Source organism: Asticcacaulis sp., from assembly GCF_051956075.1.
Classification (GTDB): Bacteria; Pseudomonadota; Alphaproteobacteria; order Caulobacterales; family Caulobacteraceae; genus Asticcacaulis.
Genome location: NZ_JBQCGA010000001.1, coordinates 1 through 14331, shown reverse-complemented (window position 1 = coordinate 14331; position 14331 = coordinate 1). Strand labels below are relative to the sequence as shown.

15 protein-coding genes are annotated in these 14331 nt (G+C 60.0%); 7 read left to right on the top strand and 8 right to left on the bottom strand.

Annotated features, from left to right (window positions below):
- Positions 1-132: 132 nt before the first annotated feature.
- From ACTHLA_RS00075 to ACTHLA_RS00065, 3 genes are all read right to left on the bottom strand, one after another.
- Entirely contained in the window at positions 133-1491 is a 1359-nt protein-coding gene (locus tag ACTHLA_RS00075; protein ID WP_440183823.1) for an oligogalacturonate lyase family protein, read from the bottom strand.
- A 100-nt stretch (positions 1492-1591) separates the two neighbouring features.
- Entirely contained in the window at positions 1592-2368 is a 777-nt protein-coding gene (locus ACTHLA_RS00070) for a metallophosphoesterase family protein (RefSeq protein WP_440183820.1), read from the bottom strand.
- Complete coding sequence (locus tag ACTHLA_RS00065; RefSeq protein WP_440183817.1) at positions 2365-3279, bottom strand: diacylglycerol/lipid kinase family protein; 915 nt, start codon at positions 3277-3279, stop codon at positions 2365-2367. Before ACTHLA_RS00065 ends, ACTHLA_RS00070 begins: the two co-directional genes overlap by 4 nt.
- A gap of 129 nt (positions 3280-3408) precedes the next feature.
- Here ACTHLA_RS00065 and ACTHLA_RS00060 point away from each other — a divergent pair, with 129 nt between their 5' ends.
- On the top strand, positions 3409-4446 hold the full coding sequence (locus tag ACTHLA_RS00060; RefSeq protein WP_440183815.1) for a hypothetical protein: 1038 nt from the start codon (positions 3409-3411) through the stop codon (positions 4444-4446).
- Between the two features lie 45 nt (positions 4447-4491).
- Here ACTHLA_RS00060 and ACTHLA_RS00055 read toward each other — a convergent pair whose 3' ends face one another.
- Genes ACTHLA_RS00055 through rhaI form a run of 3 tightly spaced genes read right to left on the bottom strand, consistent with a single transcriptional unit; the run spans position 4492 to position 6826 of the window.
- Entirely contained in the window at positions 4492-4725 is a 234-nt protein-coding gene (locus ACTHLA_RS00055; RefSeq protein ID WP_440183813.1) for a hypothetical protein, read from the bottom strand.
- Between the two features lie 17 nt (positions 4726-4742).
- Entirely contained in the window at positions 4743-5513 is a 771-nt protein-coding gene (locus ACTHLA_RS00050; protein WP_440183810.1) for a DUF1961 family protein, read from the bottom strand.
- Positions 5510-6826: an L-rhamnose catabolism isomerase gene (gene rhaI, locus ACTHLA_RS00045; RefSeq protein ID WP_440183808.1), complete on the bottom strand. Its 1317-nt coding sequence runs from the start codon at positions 6824-6826 to the stop codon at positions 5510-5512. Before rhaI ends, ACTHLA_RS00050 begins: the two co-directional genes overlap by 4 nt.
- A gap of 342 nt (positions 6827-7168) precedes the next feature.
- Here rhaI and ACTHLA_RS00040 point away from each other — a divergent pair, with 342 nt between their 5' ends.
- From ACTHLA_RS00040 to ACTHLA_RS00020, 5 genes are all read left to right on the top strand, one after another.
- Positions 7169-8587 carry an FGGY-family carbohydrate kinase gene (locus ACTHLA_RS00040; protein ID WP_440183805.1) on the top strand — a complete coding sequence of 473 codons (1419 nt, stop codon included), beginning with the start codon at positions 7169-7171 and terminating at the stop codon, positions 8585-8587.
- Between the two features lie 181 nt (positions 8588-8768).
- On the top strand, positions 8769-9590 hold the full coding sequence (locus tag ACTHLA_RS00035; RefSeq protein WP_440183802.1) for a DeoR/GlpR family DNA-binding transcription regulator: 822 nt from the start codon (positions 8769-8771) through the stop codon (positions 9588-9590).
- A 275-nt stretch (positions 9591-9865) separates the two neighbouring features.
- Positions 9866-10096 carry a type II toxin-antitoxin system ParD family antitoxin gene (locus ACTHLA_RS00030; RefSeq protein WP_440183799.1) on the top strand — a complete coding sequence of 77 codons (231 nt, stop codon included), beginning with the start codon at positions 9866-9868 and terminating at the stop codon, positions 10094-10096.
- Between the two features lie 32 nt (positions 10097-10128).
- On the top strand, positions 10129-10428 hold the full coding sequence (locus ACTHLA_RS00025; protein WP_440183796.1) for a type II toxin-antitoxin system RelE/ParE family toxin: 300 nt from the start codon (positions 10129-10131) through the stop codon (positions 10426-10428).
- The gene (locus tag ACTHLA_RS00020; protein ID WP_440183793.1) at positions 10425-10562 is read left to right on the top strand and encodes a hypothetical protein; all 138 of its coding nucleotides are present in this window, start codon (positions 10425-10427) and stop codon (positions 10560-10562) included. Before ACTHLA_RS00025 ends, ACTHLA_RS00020 begins: the two co-directional genes overlap by 4 nt.
- A 235-nt stretch (positions 10563-10797) precedes the next feature.
- On the opposite strand, the gene ACTHLA_RS00015 is transcribed toward ACTHLA_RS00020, so the two are convergent.
- Positions 10798-12747, bottom strand: coding sequence for an AAA family ATPase (locus tag ACTHLA_RS00015; RefSeq protein ID WP_440183791.1), 1950 nt, complete (start codon positions 12745-12747; stop codon positions 10798-10800).
- A gap of 269 nt (positions 12748-13016) precedes the next feature.
- Positions 13017-13340 (bottom strand): hypothetical protein, encoded by a 324-nt coding sequence (locus tag ACTHLA_RS00010; RefSeq protein WP_440183788.1) that lies wholly within the window; start codon positions 13338-13340, stop codon positions 13017-13019.
- A gap of 131 nt (positions 13341-13471) precedes the next feature.
- Between ACTHLA_RS00010 and ACTHLA_RS00005 the strand changes: the two genes are divergently transcribed.
- Positions 13472-14331, top strand: an 860-nt coding sequence (locus ACTHLA_RS00005; RefSeq protein ID WP_440183785.1) for a hypothetical protein, incomplete at its 3' end; no start/stop codon positions are given.

Here is a 14331-nt window from a genome sequence, read left to right as displayed (position 1 = left end):
CGGCGCGATTCCACCAGGAGTCGCAAGCCCGGGAGCTGAGGCCAGACATCATCTGAGTCGCGGAGATAAAAAATGCGTCCGATCATGACGAAGCGGACGCATGTATTTGATTGAAGTTGATTGATCGGGAGATCAAGCCTTGTCGACCGCCACCGCATAGGTGTGCACCGGCCCGTGCATGTTGGAATGGAAGATGATCCACTTGCCATCGGGCGAGAAACGCAGGTTCGGCTCAAGCCGGTAATCGTGGTTCTTCATATTGACCAGCTTTTCCGAGCGCAGCACGCCGGGTCGCACCAGATCGGCGGCGTTCGGCGCAGAAACGCCCAGGTCTTCGATAATCTCCGGGTGGAACAGATAGATGTACTTGCCGTCCGGCGCATGGGCCACCATTTCGGCGTCGCCGCCATCGCCCGCCATCAGAGTCCCGTCCTTCGAGACGTTGAAGTGGACCGACCACTCGTTACGCTGCATGTGATACCAGATGCGCTTGCCGGTTTTTAGGTCCACATTGGCCAGCCAGAAATCCTCGCCGCGCGGGGTTTGCAGATCGTAGAAGATTTTCGAGCCGTCCCAGTTGAAGAATTCGTGCCCGGCGATCTCCATATTCATCATGCGTTTGTGCATAAGCCGGTTGCCCGTGCCGTCGGTGCGGATCGTCCAGATACGATCGACCTCATGCCATGGCCCTTCGTGGCAGTACATGAGCAGGCCGGGGTCGGTCGGCGAGAACTGCATGTGGTTGAGCCAGTCGGTCGAATGGACCAGCACCTTATGTTCGCCGCTGGCGATATTGACCGTGAAAATATCCATCGGCACATTGGCGGCCAGGCGCTGCGCCATGCGATATTCCTTGGCGGCGGCAAAGCTCATCGGCTTGCCGTCGGGGCCCAGCGCATTATAGCCGCCGTCCGTGCCCGCCACCTTCGGCCCCGGTTGCAGCGGCACATCCTTATAGGCATAGGAACCAACCAGCAGCGTGTCGTCGGCATTGACCGAGGTGACTGAGCCCTTGTCGAGCGAGGCGATTTTCGTCACCTTGCCGGTATCAACATCGATGGAGAAATAATCGTTGGTGGCCTGGGTTTTGTTATCGCGGTCCTGGCTGCGCAAATGGGCATAGACAACGCGCTTCGACGCGCCGGTCTGGAAAGCGTAGAGATTGCCCGTATAGAGGTCTTTTTCCTCGAAGGTGTCCATATTGATCAGGCTGATGCCGTCGGCGCGGTTCATCACCATCCATTTTTCATCCGGCGTATAGGCCGGAAAGTTGAAATAGAGCGATTCCGAATGGTCCTTGTGCGACAGGCGCACAATGCGGTGGCCGGTGTCGGGGTCGATCCAGTCCTTGGGAATCGGGCCGCTGGCGGTAGCTGCCGGGCCGGCGGGTAAGGCCTGGTTTGACGTCTGGTTTTGGGCGCGCGCCGCCGTCGCCGCAGCGGCGCTCAGCGCAACCACGCCGGTAAGGAAATCGCGTTTGGTGGGTTTCATGTTCGTTTCTCCGCTGTTTTCCGCCCTTTCACGCAGCATAGCGGCGGATGCGTCGCTCGGAAATGAAAATATTTGCTTTAATTTGATCAAATGCCGCAGATCAGCGCGACTTCGCGTGGGTCACAGTCTCAAAGACCGAAAACGCGCCGTCCTGATAGCTGAGCAGATCAATGCGCACGGCGTCTTCCGTGAAACTGAGCCGGTTATAGCCATTGGGCTGATGCCGAAGCCGCGTCGAGGTCGCCGTCGCCGCATTGACGAAGACCGTAATATGTCCGCCCTCTTCACGCGCTTCGATCTGGGCGTGGTGCTGATGCCCGGCCAACACCAGATCGACACGTTGCTCGCTCAGGGTTCGGAACAGGGCTTCGCGGCCATAGAGGACCACCGGCAGATTTATGGCGGTGGTCGGCGCCGGCGGATGATGCAGGGCCACGATCCGCCACGGCGCGGATGTCCCTGAAAAGGCCGCCGCCACATCCGCGCATTGCCGCTGGCTGATCGCGCCATTGGCCCAGTTCCAGTGCGGCAAAACGCGCCGCGCGCTGTTCAGCGCCTTGAAGTGCACAAGGCCAGCGCGCCATTCGGGGTTCAGATCGTCGGCAATATGACGGCGATAACGCGCCCACGGATCGAGAAACCGCGACAGGTCCATGCCCGGCAGGTCGTGATTGCCGGGTATGCACAGGTGCGGCGACGGCAGTTGCGCCAGAAAACCGGCCGCCTCGGCAAATTCGCTCTCAAGCGCCGACTGGGTCAGGTCGCCGCTGACCAGTATCAAATCGGGCGCGTCGGTTGTGAGCGCGCGCAGCAGGGCGTCCTTCACGACCGGATTGAGGCTGCCGAAATGCAGGTCGGAAATCTGCGCAATCTTCACGACGCGTCATCCGCATGAACCGGGGTCAAAACGCGCACATGGCGCGGCTTCAAGCTGAACTCCAGCGGATTTTTCAGCCGCATGACCTCGCCGTCGATCGAGACCAAGTCACGACGATGATGATTTTTCAGCCGCACGCTTCGCCCCATCATCTCGATCAGAGCCGGGTCTTTCAGCCAGCGCCCGAACAGGAGCCGCCACAGAAAGCGCAGATGCGTGGCGTGAGACTGGGTGGTGAAGATATAGACGGCCAGTTCGCCGCCATCGAGCGCGCAGCGTTTGAAATTGCTCTCGGTCAGCTCCAGACTGTCAGCGAAGCGGTTGGCCGACACCACGACCGCCGGGGTGCGATGCACCGACGCCGCATCGTCAACCTCGACGCTGACGCGCTCGCGCTTGTGCATGTCGAGATTGTTCAGGATGAACCAGAATAGCTGCGGCATCAAAAGTACGGCGTTGCTCAACCGCTTGCGCTCGCGATAGCGCGAGGCCTGCGGCATCACGCCGATGCTGGCGCAACACAAAAAGAGTTCGCCATTGACGAAGCCTGCGTCGATGAGCGTCTCACGCGCCCCCGCCACATAACCGGCAAGCGCGTCTTTCAGCGTCGTCACGCCCAGATCGTGCGCCAGCAGGTTCATGGTGCCGAACGGCAGAACGCCGAAAGGCTTATCCTTGTCGGTCAGAAACTTCGCGGCTTCGCGGATGCTGCCGTCGCCGCCGCCGATCAACAATGGATGCGGCTGCGCCGCCAGCCGCGCCATGTTGTCGGCCATCTCCTCCGGCTCGGAGAAGCACAGCTCGGCCAGAGGCAGCCCGCTGTCCGCAATGGCCGCCTCAATGACCGGACGGCCCATATTCAGCACCGTCCCCGACTTCGCATTGATTAGAATATTGAAACCATTCTCCATGACAGCGGTATCCTAAACCCGTTGCAAGGATTCAATATGGCGCGCCAAGCAGGTCCATTGACCGCAATCTCACGCAGCCCTATCAGTGGATGTCTGCCGTCGGTAGGCGCGCATGGGGGGGGACATTTCATGACATATATCCGCTGGTTTTCAGCCATCGCGCTGGTTTCGTCTCTGGCCGCCGGCGCCGTTCAGGCGCAGGACGTCCACATCATTACGCCGCACTATCCAGACGCCTTCACCGTGGAGACTACTCACGTCACGGATCAGGAGCAGACGATCAACGGCAAACTGACGACAAGCCACATGCAAATGGTCTTCCGCCAAACGGCGCAGCGCGCCGATGCGGGCTATCACGCGACCTACAAGGCGGTCTCCGCCGAGGTGACGGGCGCGGACGCCGATGGGCGCCTCCCGCCTCAGGCTGCGCAGCAAAAGCGCATGCTGGACCTATTGATAGGGCTTGAACCGGCGCAGGTGACGCTTGACGACAAGCTGACGCCGCAGAGCATCGACAATATCGAGGCGCTCAAGCCTGAGCTTCGGCAGGGCCTGACCGCGACCGGCGACGCCCAACAGGATGCGATGGGCAAAAAAATGTACGACGCCTTCGTCGCCAATCTGACGCCTCAGTCCGCCGCCGCCTTCCTGAAACAACTGCACAACGCGTGGACGGATGTGTATTTCAACAAGCCCTTGACCTTGCACGTCGCGACGCCTCTGGACGGTGAGAGCGTACAAATTATGGGCGGCAGTCTGAAGCTGAGCGGCTCGGTGACGCTCGACTCGTGGGAGGAGGGTAAGAGCGCGACCTTCACGAGCGTTATCGCCCCGTCGGGAGAGGACTTGCACGCCTTTATAACAGGCATGTTCAAGAGCATGATTGATCGCATAGCGCAGGGCGACGCCGCCGCACAGAGCCGTTTGCTCGAAGGGATTTTCAATCAGATGCACATGTCGATGACGGAAACCTGCCATTCACGCCTCGACCTCAGCAATGACATCGCCGGAGATATGAGTTGCGACTCGATGACGACCATGGACATGGACATGGCCAAGGCCCTCCCCGCCGATATGGTCAAGGCTGCGCCGCAACTGGCTCAGATGCCGCCCGTGTCCGTGATTGAAAAGGAACATATCGTCAGTTCGACCCGGCTTCTTCCTTAAGATCGTGTGCTCGGGCCAGAGATGGGCGCCGATGAGAACGCCCGCCTATCTTCGCTTGCCCGCGGCCCGCCGCTCCATCTCCGCGCTGGCCGAGGCGCTGGCGTCGCGGCGCGAAGACGACGAAGCCGAATAAACCGCGCTGACCGCCCCGGCGGACGGCAGATCATAAGGCGTTTGCGGCTGAGCCATCCGACCAAGATCGGCGCAGGCGCTCAGAGCCGCGGCGACAATCCCCCCCAGAACAGCCAATGCCATAAGCTTGCGTTGTGAGTTTTGCATAATCCCCCCTTGGGCCCTCAGCCCAGTTTCCAAACTTCGAAATCGCTGTAGGCGGCCACCAGCGGCGCCATCTGACGGAAACCGACGCTGCCCAGTGACGGCAAACCACCGCCCCCGCCTTGCCAAGACAGAACCGGCAGATCGTTCATGAAGAAATCCACGCCGTCGGACCGCTTTTGCAGCCGCATCTTGTACGGCGGCGAGGCGTCGGCGACGTCGGGCAGCGGATCGGCGCCCTGCGCCAGCATCTCAAAGCCCGGCGCGCGGCGCAAATTGCACAGATGAAACGCGCGCTCGGTGGGCCAGCGGCGGCGGAAATAGGCCATGGTCAGGGCCGAAACATCTGAATTGGTATATTGCGCATAGACGCCGTTGCGCGGCTTCAACCGCTTGTCCAGCACTGGAACGCGCGTCATATCCGGCAAAATCCCCTGCGCCGCGAACAGAAGAATGGCCAGCCCCGGTTCCTCAAGCGGCCAGAAGTTCCAGCGGAATTCGACATTGTCCGGAAAGACCTCCGGGCACCAATAGACGAAGTTCGAGGCTTGCCCCTCGGCGGCGGACAGAGCATTTTTCAGCCGCATCCGCCCGGTGTCGAAATCGACCAGCGCCTGCCCTTCCATGACGAAGCCCGCAACATCCGAAGGCGCGCGTAACGGGTTGGCGTAGATGCGCTCGACGGCCTTGGCCGCTTGCGCATCTGAGCGTCCAGCGAGCGTCAGACCCGAAAGCGCCGCCGCGCCGCCCAGCCATGCCCGTCTGGACCATTCGCGCCTCGAAATCGTCACACAATGCCTCCGCCCAGATTGGGTTTGAAGGCGCGCGTCTCCGCCTTGTGGCCGCGATAGCTGGAGGCGCGGAAACAGGCGATCGGATCGAGCGCCCCGCCCTTGCGCAGCCGCGCCTCGGCCTGAGCCGGACGCATATCCATCTCGAACGCCATACGCAGGGCGTTGTGCGCCATCATCACATCGTTGTCGTTCTGGTAGCGGCGCAGCGCCTCGCGATCGACGATCAGGGCGCGCGCATAGGCCGCCTGAATCGCGCGCGATGAATTCAGAAGGCTCTCGATCGGATCGGTGACGTTATGCGACTGGTCCATCATATAGGCCGGATGGCAATGGGCGGGGTCGCGCCGCTCGGCCTCGACCAGTTCGTTGAAGATCAGGAACAACTGGAACGGATTGAGCGAACCGGCGTCGAGATCGTCGTCGCCATATTTGGAATCGTTGAAATGGAAGCCGCCCAGCTTGCCGAAACGCGCCAGCCGCGCCACGATCATCTCAATATTGACCCCCGGCGCATGATGGCCCAGATCGACCAGACACTGCGCCTTGTCGCCTAAGAACTGCGCGCACAGGATCGAGGTGCCCCAATCCTGAATCACGGTCGAATAAAAGGCGGGTTCATAGAGTTTGTGTTCGAGAAACACCCGCCAGTCGTCCGGCAAGGCCGCATAGACCTCGCGCATCGACTCCAGATACCGGTCGAGCGCGTCGGTGAAATCGCTCTGACCGGGGAAGTTGGAGCCGTCGCCGATCCACACCGTGATCGCCTTCGCGCCCAGCTTTTTACCGATCTCGATGCACGCTATATTGTGCGCAATGGCCTGCCTGCGCGTCGCCGCGCTGGCGTGACTGAGCGATCCATACTTATAGGAGCGCTTCTGTCCCGGCTGATCCTGAAAGGTGTTGGAATTAACCGGATCGAAGCCCAGACCATGCGCCTCGGTGAACTGGCGCAATTCGACATAATCGTCGCAATGGTCCCACGGAAAATGCAAAGACACGTTCGGCGTCATGCCGGTCAGTTGCTGCACGACGGCGCAATCCTCGATCTTCTCGAAGATATTGGTGGGCTCGCCCGGCAGCGGATAGCGCGCAAAGCGCGTGCCGCCGCTGACCGTCCCCCAGCTCGGCAGGCCGACGCTCAAACTCATCAGCTTTTCGACCACGGCTTCCAGATCGACGCCGGTGCGCGCCAGCCGCGCGCGCAAAGCGTCGTAATCGGCCCGGTGATCGGCCAGTTGCCGCGCATTCTCCGCCGCCACGATGTCGCGCTGCACGCCGCCGATAAAGCTGTCGCTGACCGCATAACCCATTGTACGCTCCCTGTTCCCGCCACGGACCGCCTGACCATGAGCCATTGGGAAAAGCCGTGGTTTTCCCTCCGTTATTTCACGGAGGGTCGTCGCTTCCAAGTCAAATCCGGCGTGAGGACGGGTCATAGGAGCTTGAGCCCGCGCTGAGGCGGGAGGCGGTGGGCGATCACACCCCCGTGCGCAATGCTTAACGGCATTGAACTGCGGGCGCAGGTGGATTATAGATGTCATACAAATGACAATAAGCGATACGGATGCGACGATAACGCCAGAAATCGTCGCCTTCAATCAAAATCGCTCAAAAAACGTAAAAATAATCATCGCGAGCAGGGAAGCGCTGAGGTGAAAAGGGAACGCAGGGGCCGCAACGGCCCAAATTGTCTCGTCTTCGACGCCGGACGCACCTACGCCAAGGTCAGCGTCGTCACCCCGGCGGGTCAGGTGCTGGCCCAGCGCCGCGTCGCCACGCCGACCTTTGCGACGCCGCTTTACACCGCCATTGATACGGACGCCCTGTTCACCTGGCTGCTGGCGCAACTGAAAAGTTTCAGCGATTTCGGCATCGACCGCATCATTCCTGTCGCCCACGGTGCGGCCTGCGCCTTTCTTGACGACAGCCTCAACCTGCTTCAGCCGATTCAGGACTATGAAAGCCCCATCCCGCCTGCCTTTACGCGCGCCTATGCGCGACGCCGCCCCGGCTTTGACGAAACGCTTTCGCCGCCCCTGCCCAAGGGGCTGAACCTCGGCGCTCAAATCTTCTGGCATCAGCAGCGCGATCCGGCGATGTTCGCGAAGACGCGCTGGATTTTGCCCTATCCGCAATACTGGGCGTGGCGTCTGAGCGGGGCTTTAAGCGCGGAAATCACCTCTTTGGGCTGCCACAGCGATCTGTGGGCGCCGCGCCAGAACGATTTTTCCTCGCTGGCCCACGATCAGGACTGGGCGCGACGCTTCCCCAACATGCGTAAGGCCTGGGAGTCCGCCGGACCCCTCAAGTCCGAGATCGCGCGGCTGACCGGTCTGTCGCCGCAAACGCGCGTCTGCGTCGGCCTGCACGATTCCGGCGCGGCGCTGGCCGCGCTGCTCGGCGGTTGGCAGCAGGACGACGACCTGCCCGCCCTGCTGTCGACCGGCACCTGGTTCATCGCCATGGCGCCCGGCGGAAGCCTCGATCACCTTCAGGCCGAGCGCGACTGCATGGGCGCGGTCGATGTCTTCGGCAACGCCGTGCCGTGCGCGCGCTTCATGGGCGGTCGCGCGTTCGAGATGATCACCGAAGGCGGCTGCGTCTCGACCCTCGACGTTGACGCCGCCACGCTTGCCGAGGTCATGCATGAGGCGGCGCTGGCCCTGCCCTCCTTTCTCGACGCCGGCGGCCCCTATCCCGGCCTGCGCGGCGAAATCCGCGGTCTGCGCAAGGACACGCCGCGCACGCGCGCGGCTTTAGGCATGCTCTATCAGGCGCTGCTGTCCACGACCTGCCTCGACATGATCCAGTGCGGGCGCACGCTTCTGATCGAAGGCATGGCGGCGGGCAATGGCGTCTTGTCGGGCCTGATCGCAGCGCTGCATAACGGCCCGGTGCTGTGCAATACCGGCCCCAGCGGCGTCACCCTCGGCGCCGCCGCCCTGGCCTTTTTAGGCGAGCGCCCCATGCCGCGCCTGATCCACCGCCAGATCGCGCCGCTGCTGCCCGACGAGATGCGCGACTATCAGCGCATCTGGCGCGACGCCATTTCGGCGGAAATCGCGGCCTGATCTTACCGGCCCGCCTGACAGCGCTCGACAGGTTGCGTATTTTCACCTATAGATTTTGATCAGAAACAATCATAGAGTCGCGTCTTGCGCGCATTTCCGTGCGGCGTTACAACCGATTCTTTACCGATTGCCGTTACTTCATATCGGCGGCCTCGCCTACGCCGCCCATCAGGACCGACACATGCACCTGCAAGACCGCTGGAAGCGCATCATCGACGAACTCAACACCGACCGCGTCACCTCGGTCGATGAGCTGACCGAGCGGCTGGGCGTGTCGCCCGCCACCATCCGGCGCGATCTCAACGAACTGCATGAGCTGGGCCACCTGCTGCGCGTGCGCGGCGGCGCCATGCGCGCCGAAGGCGCCGTCTATGGCGCCCGCAGCGAGGAGCGCCGCTCCGGCCTGCAATCCCAGCCCGCTTTCGCCGACAGCGTGATCACCAACGCCGCCGCCAAGCGCGCCATCGCCAAACTTGCGCTCGACTATGTCACGCCCGGCCTGTCGATGATCATCGACGGCGGCACGACCACCTATATGATGGCCTCGATGATGGCCGACGACGCCTATCACGTCCTGACGACCTCGGTGCCGATCCTGCAATGCCTGCTGGAGCGCCCGCGCGTCAAGGTCACGGTGCCGGGCGGCGAGCTGTTCCGCGAACAGAGCATCATCCTCAACCCCTATGAAGACGGCATCCTGCAACACTTCGCCGCGCGCCGCATGTTCATCGGCTGCCAGGCCCTGACGCGCAACGGCCTGATGCAGACCGACACCCTGCTGGTCCAGTCCGAGCGCCGCCTGATCGAACGCGCCGCCGAAGTCATCGTGCTGGCCGATTCCAGCAAGATCGACGCCCCCGCCTCGCTCTCGGTCTGCCCGCTCAAGGATATCGACATCGTCATCACCGACGACCAGATCGACCCCAACGCCGTGCGCTGGCTCAACGCCCACGACATCGAAGTCAAAATCGCCCGCACCGACGCCGACGCCGCAGCGGCGTAAGCGGCCCGCTCAACCGACAGCGGTAGCGTGAAGCCGTGCAAGGACATCTGGCTGATCTGCGGATAGCCTTCCTGCTGTCGGCTGGGCGCGCGACCAAGATCGTTTTTGATCCACAGATCAGCCAGATATTCAGGATCACCACACGCTACCGCTATCGCTGCGAGGGGGATGTCCTCCGTTTGGCGCGGCGCTGACCGTTCCGACCGGCCAGCAAAGGGCATTTGCCTTTCACGAGGCTCCGATGTACGATATATTAGTATGTTTGGAGGACCGTTATGGCGACGTCCGTTTATCTTGGCGAGCATTTTGAGAGCTTTGCGGCCCGGATGGTGCAAAGCGGCCGTTACAACAATACAAGCGAGCTGGTGCGGGAAGGCCTGCGTATCATCGAAGAGCGTGAGCGACGGCTGGCGTCCCTGGACGCGACGCTTGAGCGCAGCCGCGCCGATGTGCAGGCTGGCCGTGTCAAACCGGCGGAAGAGGTGTTTGACCGCCTGGAGGCATAATATTTGCGAATGGCTGAGGGGAATGGGAACCTGTGAGGGTTCTTTTTTCCGAAGAGGCCGAGCGCGGACTGGAGGCGATCGGCGACTATATCGCCAAAGATAATCCTAACCGGGCGATCAGTTTTGTGCGTGAATTGCGTGAGGCTGCGTTTGCATTAGCCGACCATCCACAGGCTCACCCGCTTATACCGCGTTATGAGGACTACGGCCATCGCCGCAAACCCTATCGGGCCTATCTCATTATCTACACCGTCAGGCCCGACCTTGTGATTGTCGATGCGATCCTGCACGGTTCGCAGGACTATGAGGCTTTGCTGTTTGGTGACGGATGATCGAACGCGCCGCCGAGGTCATCGTGCTGGCCGATTCCAGCAAGATCGACCCCAACGCCGTGCGCTGGCTCAACGCCCGCGACATCGAAGTCAAGATCGCCCGCACCGACGTAAGCGGCCCGCTCAACCGATAGCGGTAGCGTGAAGCCTTGTAAGAACATCTGGCTGATCTGTGGATAGCCTTCCTGCTGTCGGCTGGGCGCGCGACCAAGATCGTTTTTGATCCACAGATAAGCCAGATATTCAGGATCACCACACGCTACCGCTATCGCCGCGATCCTGACTTACGCGCCTCGTAGCCCTAAGGCGACATTGGTTTTCGTTCTGAGGGTGTTAGCGGACATGTTGCGATTCACTCATCAGAAGTGTCTATAATGGCTGGGCGGCCTCAGGCGTTAGCGGAATTCCAAGAATAACCTTGGCGATACGTTCAAAATCAGCTCGTGGTTCCGGCGGAAGTCGGTCCCAAAAATCATCTGCCGACACGAGTGCGATCAGCGTCCCCATGTCTTTGCTTTTATGACCTTCCGGTAGATAATTTTCCAATGCCCCTCTCGCCAAGATAAACATGTCATCTTTCACTTTTTCATCGATGAAGGTTTCAAGGGTAGCTTGGTCGGCGCCGTTCAAATTAGGCCTCAAACGCACTCGGTGCGATTTGATGTAGGCCCATAGATCCTGCGCGTTCTTCCAATCCCCCGAGGACAGAGCCTCTTCGATGCGCTCTGCGAGGGCCGCTCCATCAAGACTTTTGACGTTAGCGATCACGTCAGTCTTGATTTCATCGGCATTGACGACAAACAGTTTTTTAATTTCAGCGCTGCCCACCTGCTCGATATAATCAAGGTCGGCAATTACAACCGACTTAACGTGGCACGCTTCAAGTAATTTTTGATAGGCTGCAAACAATCCCTTGCCGCCGACACTGACAACCTCAAGAGACGGGATTCCCTGAACACCGTTTTGCTTGGCCACGACTTCTAGGATCTTCTCAAAAACAATCCGGTCCGAGAGCCCTTCCACAAGGACCACCTTTTCTGTGAAGAAGACGCGCTCATTGTTTTGAGTGTTGACGACATTAAATAGGTGTTTGGCATTTGGCAGTGCCGTCGAATTCAGCCGGACGATATCGCTCTTCTGGTTTTCCGAGAAAACACGGGACACATATTGAATCGACGCAGGGGAAATAAACGTTGGAGAGTGGGTCGCTAATACGAATTGATTGCCTGTGGTTTTCGCGAGCTTTTCGAACAGCGCAAATAGCGCGCTCTGCCATCTTGGGTGCAAATGGAGTTCGGGTTCGTCCACAATGATGAGAGCGTTCCTGACGTTCAGGGCATAGATTGCGAAAAGGTAAGTGAGCAGTTCTCGCTCGCCCGAAGATGCCGCACCCACGAGGAAGGACGATCCTTGCTTAGTGAGCCGCACGTCGTATGTGTTGCTCAGCGGATCGACAGTGACCAATTCCCAACTATAGTTCAGGTCCTCCAAATCACGGGAAAGTGCGATTAAATTCTCGTCGTTGTAGAAAATATCTTTGACTTCGATATTCGATTGCTCCTGCAAAAGCCGGTACTTTTTTGCCAGGCGGCCGATCGCAAGTGGGATGACGTTTGAGCCTGATCTTGACGACGCGGCGTCAGAGGAACGTTTCTGCTCAAAATCATTGTAACCTGACAGACCTATCGATGAGCTGAAGCCGCTCGATGCGCGGTTTACCGGTAAGTAGACCATGGGCATCCGGAGCGTGTTCATCCCTGCTTCTGCTCTGAAATTATTATCTGTTTCAAAAACGTGGAGGTATTGTAGGAAGTGCTGCGCCCATGCTTCCGGCGGTTGTACAATCACCCCGTTCTTCCAAATCGCCACCACACGCGCGCCAGGTACAATTGCAGTAACGTCCCAATTTTCAACGCCCCGCCAAGGATTGATAGCGAAACGGCGTTTCTGGGCGGCCAGAACCTTACTCGCCTCCGCCTGGATCAATTGCATGTTGTCGATGTCGTCTTGAGTGATCTCAAGCTCAAGCTCAATCACCTGATCAAGGGCACTGCCTGCACTATTCTTTTCAAAAAAAAGTTGATTAAGCTGATCATTGTATTCCTCGCTCCATCGATCCGGTTCCTCGGTTGTCGGTGAATGACGGTAGTACGGCGAATTAAATATGTAGCGCCGGAGCATAATGACGAGCGTATCGAGCAAGTTGGTTTTGCCGCCGCCGTTCGGGCCAATGAGAATGGAAATCTGACCGTCGAAGAAAATTTCCCTTCGGTCTAAAAAGCTGCGAACATTCTCAATGACTAGTCGTCGGATTTGCATTTGCCTCCCCCTCGTTGCTCTACCGAATGATACTCAGCAGAAACGGGAAATTTCAACGACAATCTTCCCCGTGAGATGGGGCGCGAAGAGGGGAGGCTCGTCTTAGTCGTTGTTGTATTTAGGTCCACATCGACGTTGCCCCCGTCTTTGGCACGCTCCATCGGGGAATTTAGCTTCGTCAATGTCCGGTTTCGAGCTTTCGAGGCAATCAGTGATGAAATGTCGCCTATGGGCGCAAAGCAGTCAATCTCGCCGGAAGGATAAGACCCCTACCGCCTCAGCCTCTTCGCATTGGCGTGCGCCTTCGTCTCGAATGGCCTCAGCGCCGCGCCATAGACCGACATCCAGTCGCTGAACGCATTCTCCGGTCGAAAGGCGCGCATGGCGATCCGTTGCTGGGCGAAGCCAGCATTGATCAGCGACAGACCCATGGCCTCGCTCTTTTCAAACGCCATGCGTGGAAACTCTGGGTGATCGCTCATATCGAAGCGCGTCGGATCGAGCCTGTGCGACATCACGCTGGCCGACGACAGGGCCAGCCGCCACAGCCGCATATTGAGTTCAAACCAGCTCAAATAAACCGTCGGCCACATGATCGCGCCTCCTGCAAAGACCGCCACCATGCCACGTCCCGCCCCCTCCGTCGCATCACCATCTTGTCAGAGGCCGCGTCTTGCGGCATCCGTTACCGGCGGCGCTTGTGACCGCGCGAGTCTCGAAGTCCATGGACGCCCTCTCCGTCTTACGCCGCGTCACCTTTCACCCGATCCTCCTCGCCGCCTTCGCCGCCCTGTGCCTGTGGCCGAATATCGGCGGCATATGGCACATGGTCCATCACCATAGCTGGATGATGATGGACATCGACGCCGTCCTGTGCGGCGCGCACAATCTGGCCCGCGACCATAACCCCTACGCCATCCATCCGGTGTGCCGCAGCCTGTCGCCCGCAGCCTATGTCTATGCGCCGCAGTTCGCGCGCCTCCTGGTCCCGATCATCGACGTTTTCGGCCTGACCGGGACGCGCGCCCTGTTCGTCATCGTCCTCTTGATCCCGGCGACCATCCTGGCCTTATGGTTCGCGCTGTTAAAGCCCCTGCCGCAGGTCGATATCCGCTACCGCCTGCTGGCCTTCACCGCCCTGACCTCGATGACCTTTGTGTGCGGCAATATCGGCCTGCCCATGCACGCGCTCGTTCTGGCCAGCCTGCTTTTGTTTCCGCGCACGCGCATCCCCTTCACCCTCGCCGTCATCGCCTGCGCCTGCATCAAGCCGCCGTTTCTGGCCTATTTCGTCATCTGCCTGTTCGACGACCGGGCCTTGTGGCGACGCCTGATCGCGTTTACGTGGCGCGCCGCGCTGGGGCTCCTCTGCGTCGCCCTGATCATGCTGGCCGACGACCGTTTCCACCACGCCTGGCAGAAGACGCTGAACTCGGTGACGCTGAAACGTCAGGTCGGCATGGGCTGGTTCGAGCTGACCACCTTCACCTTCCACATCCCCGCCGGATCGCGCCTTAACGCTGAACTGGCCGTGGTCTTCATGGCCGTCATGACCGTGTGCGGCCTGATCCTCGCGCAATGGGG

Bases quoted from the DNA above. Each gene is read 5' to 3' on its own strand.
- ACTHLA_RS00055 (WP_440183813.1), bottom strand. From the start codon at position 4,725: ATGCAAAACTCACAACGCAAGCTTATGGCATTGGCTGTTCTGGGGGGG.
- ACTHLA_RS00015 (WP_440183791.1), bottom strand. From the start codon at position 12,747: ATGCAAATCCGACGACTAGTCATTGAGAATGTTCGCAGCTTTTTAGAC.
- ACTHLA_RS00060 (WP_440183815.1), top strand. From the start codon at position 3,409: ATGACATATATCCGCTGGTTTTCAGCCATCGCGCTGGTTTCGTCTCTG.
- ACTHLA_RS00075 (WP_440183823.1), bottom strand. From the start codon at position 1,491: ATGAAACCCACCAAACGCGATTTCCTTACCGGCGTGGTTGCGCTGAGC.
- ACTHLA_RS00020 (WP_440183793.1), top strand. From the start codon at position 10,425: ATGATCGAACGCGCCGCCGAGGTCATCGTGCTGGCCGATTCCAGCAAG.
- ACTHLA_RS00035 (WP_440183802.1), top strand. From the start codon at position 8,769: ATGCACCTGCAAGACCGCTGGAAGCGCATCATCGACGAACTCAACACC.
- rhaI (WP_440183808.1), bottom strand. From the start codon at position 6,826: ATGGGTTATGCGGTCAGCGACAGCTTTATCGGCGGCGTGCAGCGCGAC.
- ACTHLA_RS00010 (WP_440183788.1), bottom strand. From the start codon at position 13,340: ATGTGGCCGACGGTTTATTTGAGCTGGTTTGAACTCAATATGCGGCTG.
- ACTHLA_RS00030 (WP_440183799.1), top strand. From the start codon at position 9,866: ATGGCGACGTCCGTTTATCTTGGCGAGCATTTTGAGAGCTTTGCGGCC.
- ACTHLA_RS00065 (WP_440183817.1), bottom strand. From the start codon at position 3,279: ATGGAGAATGGTTTCAATATTCTAATCAATGCGAAGTCGGGGACGGTG.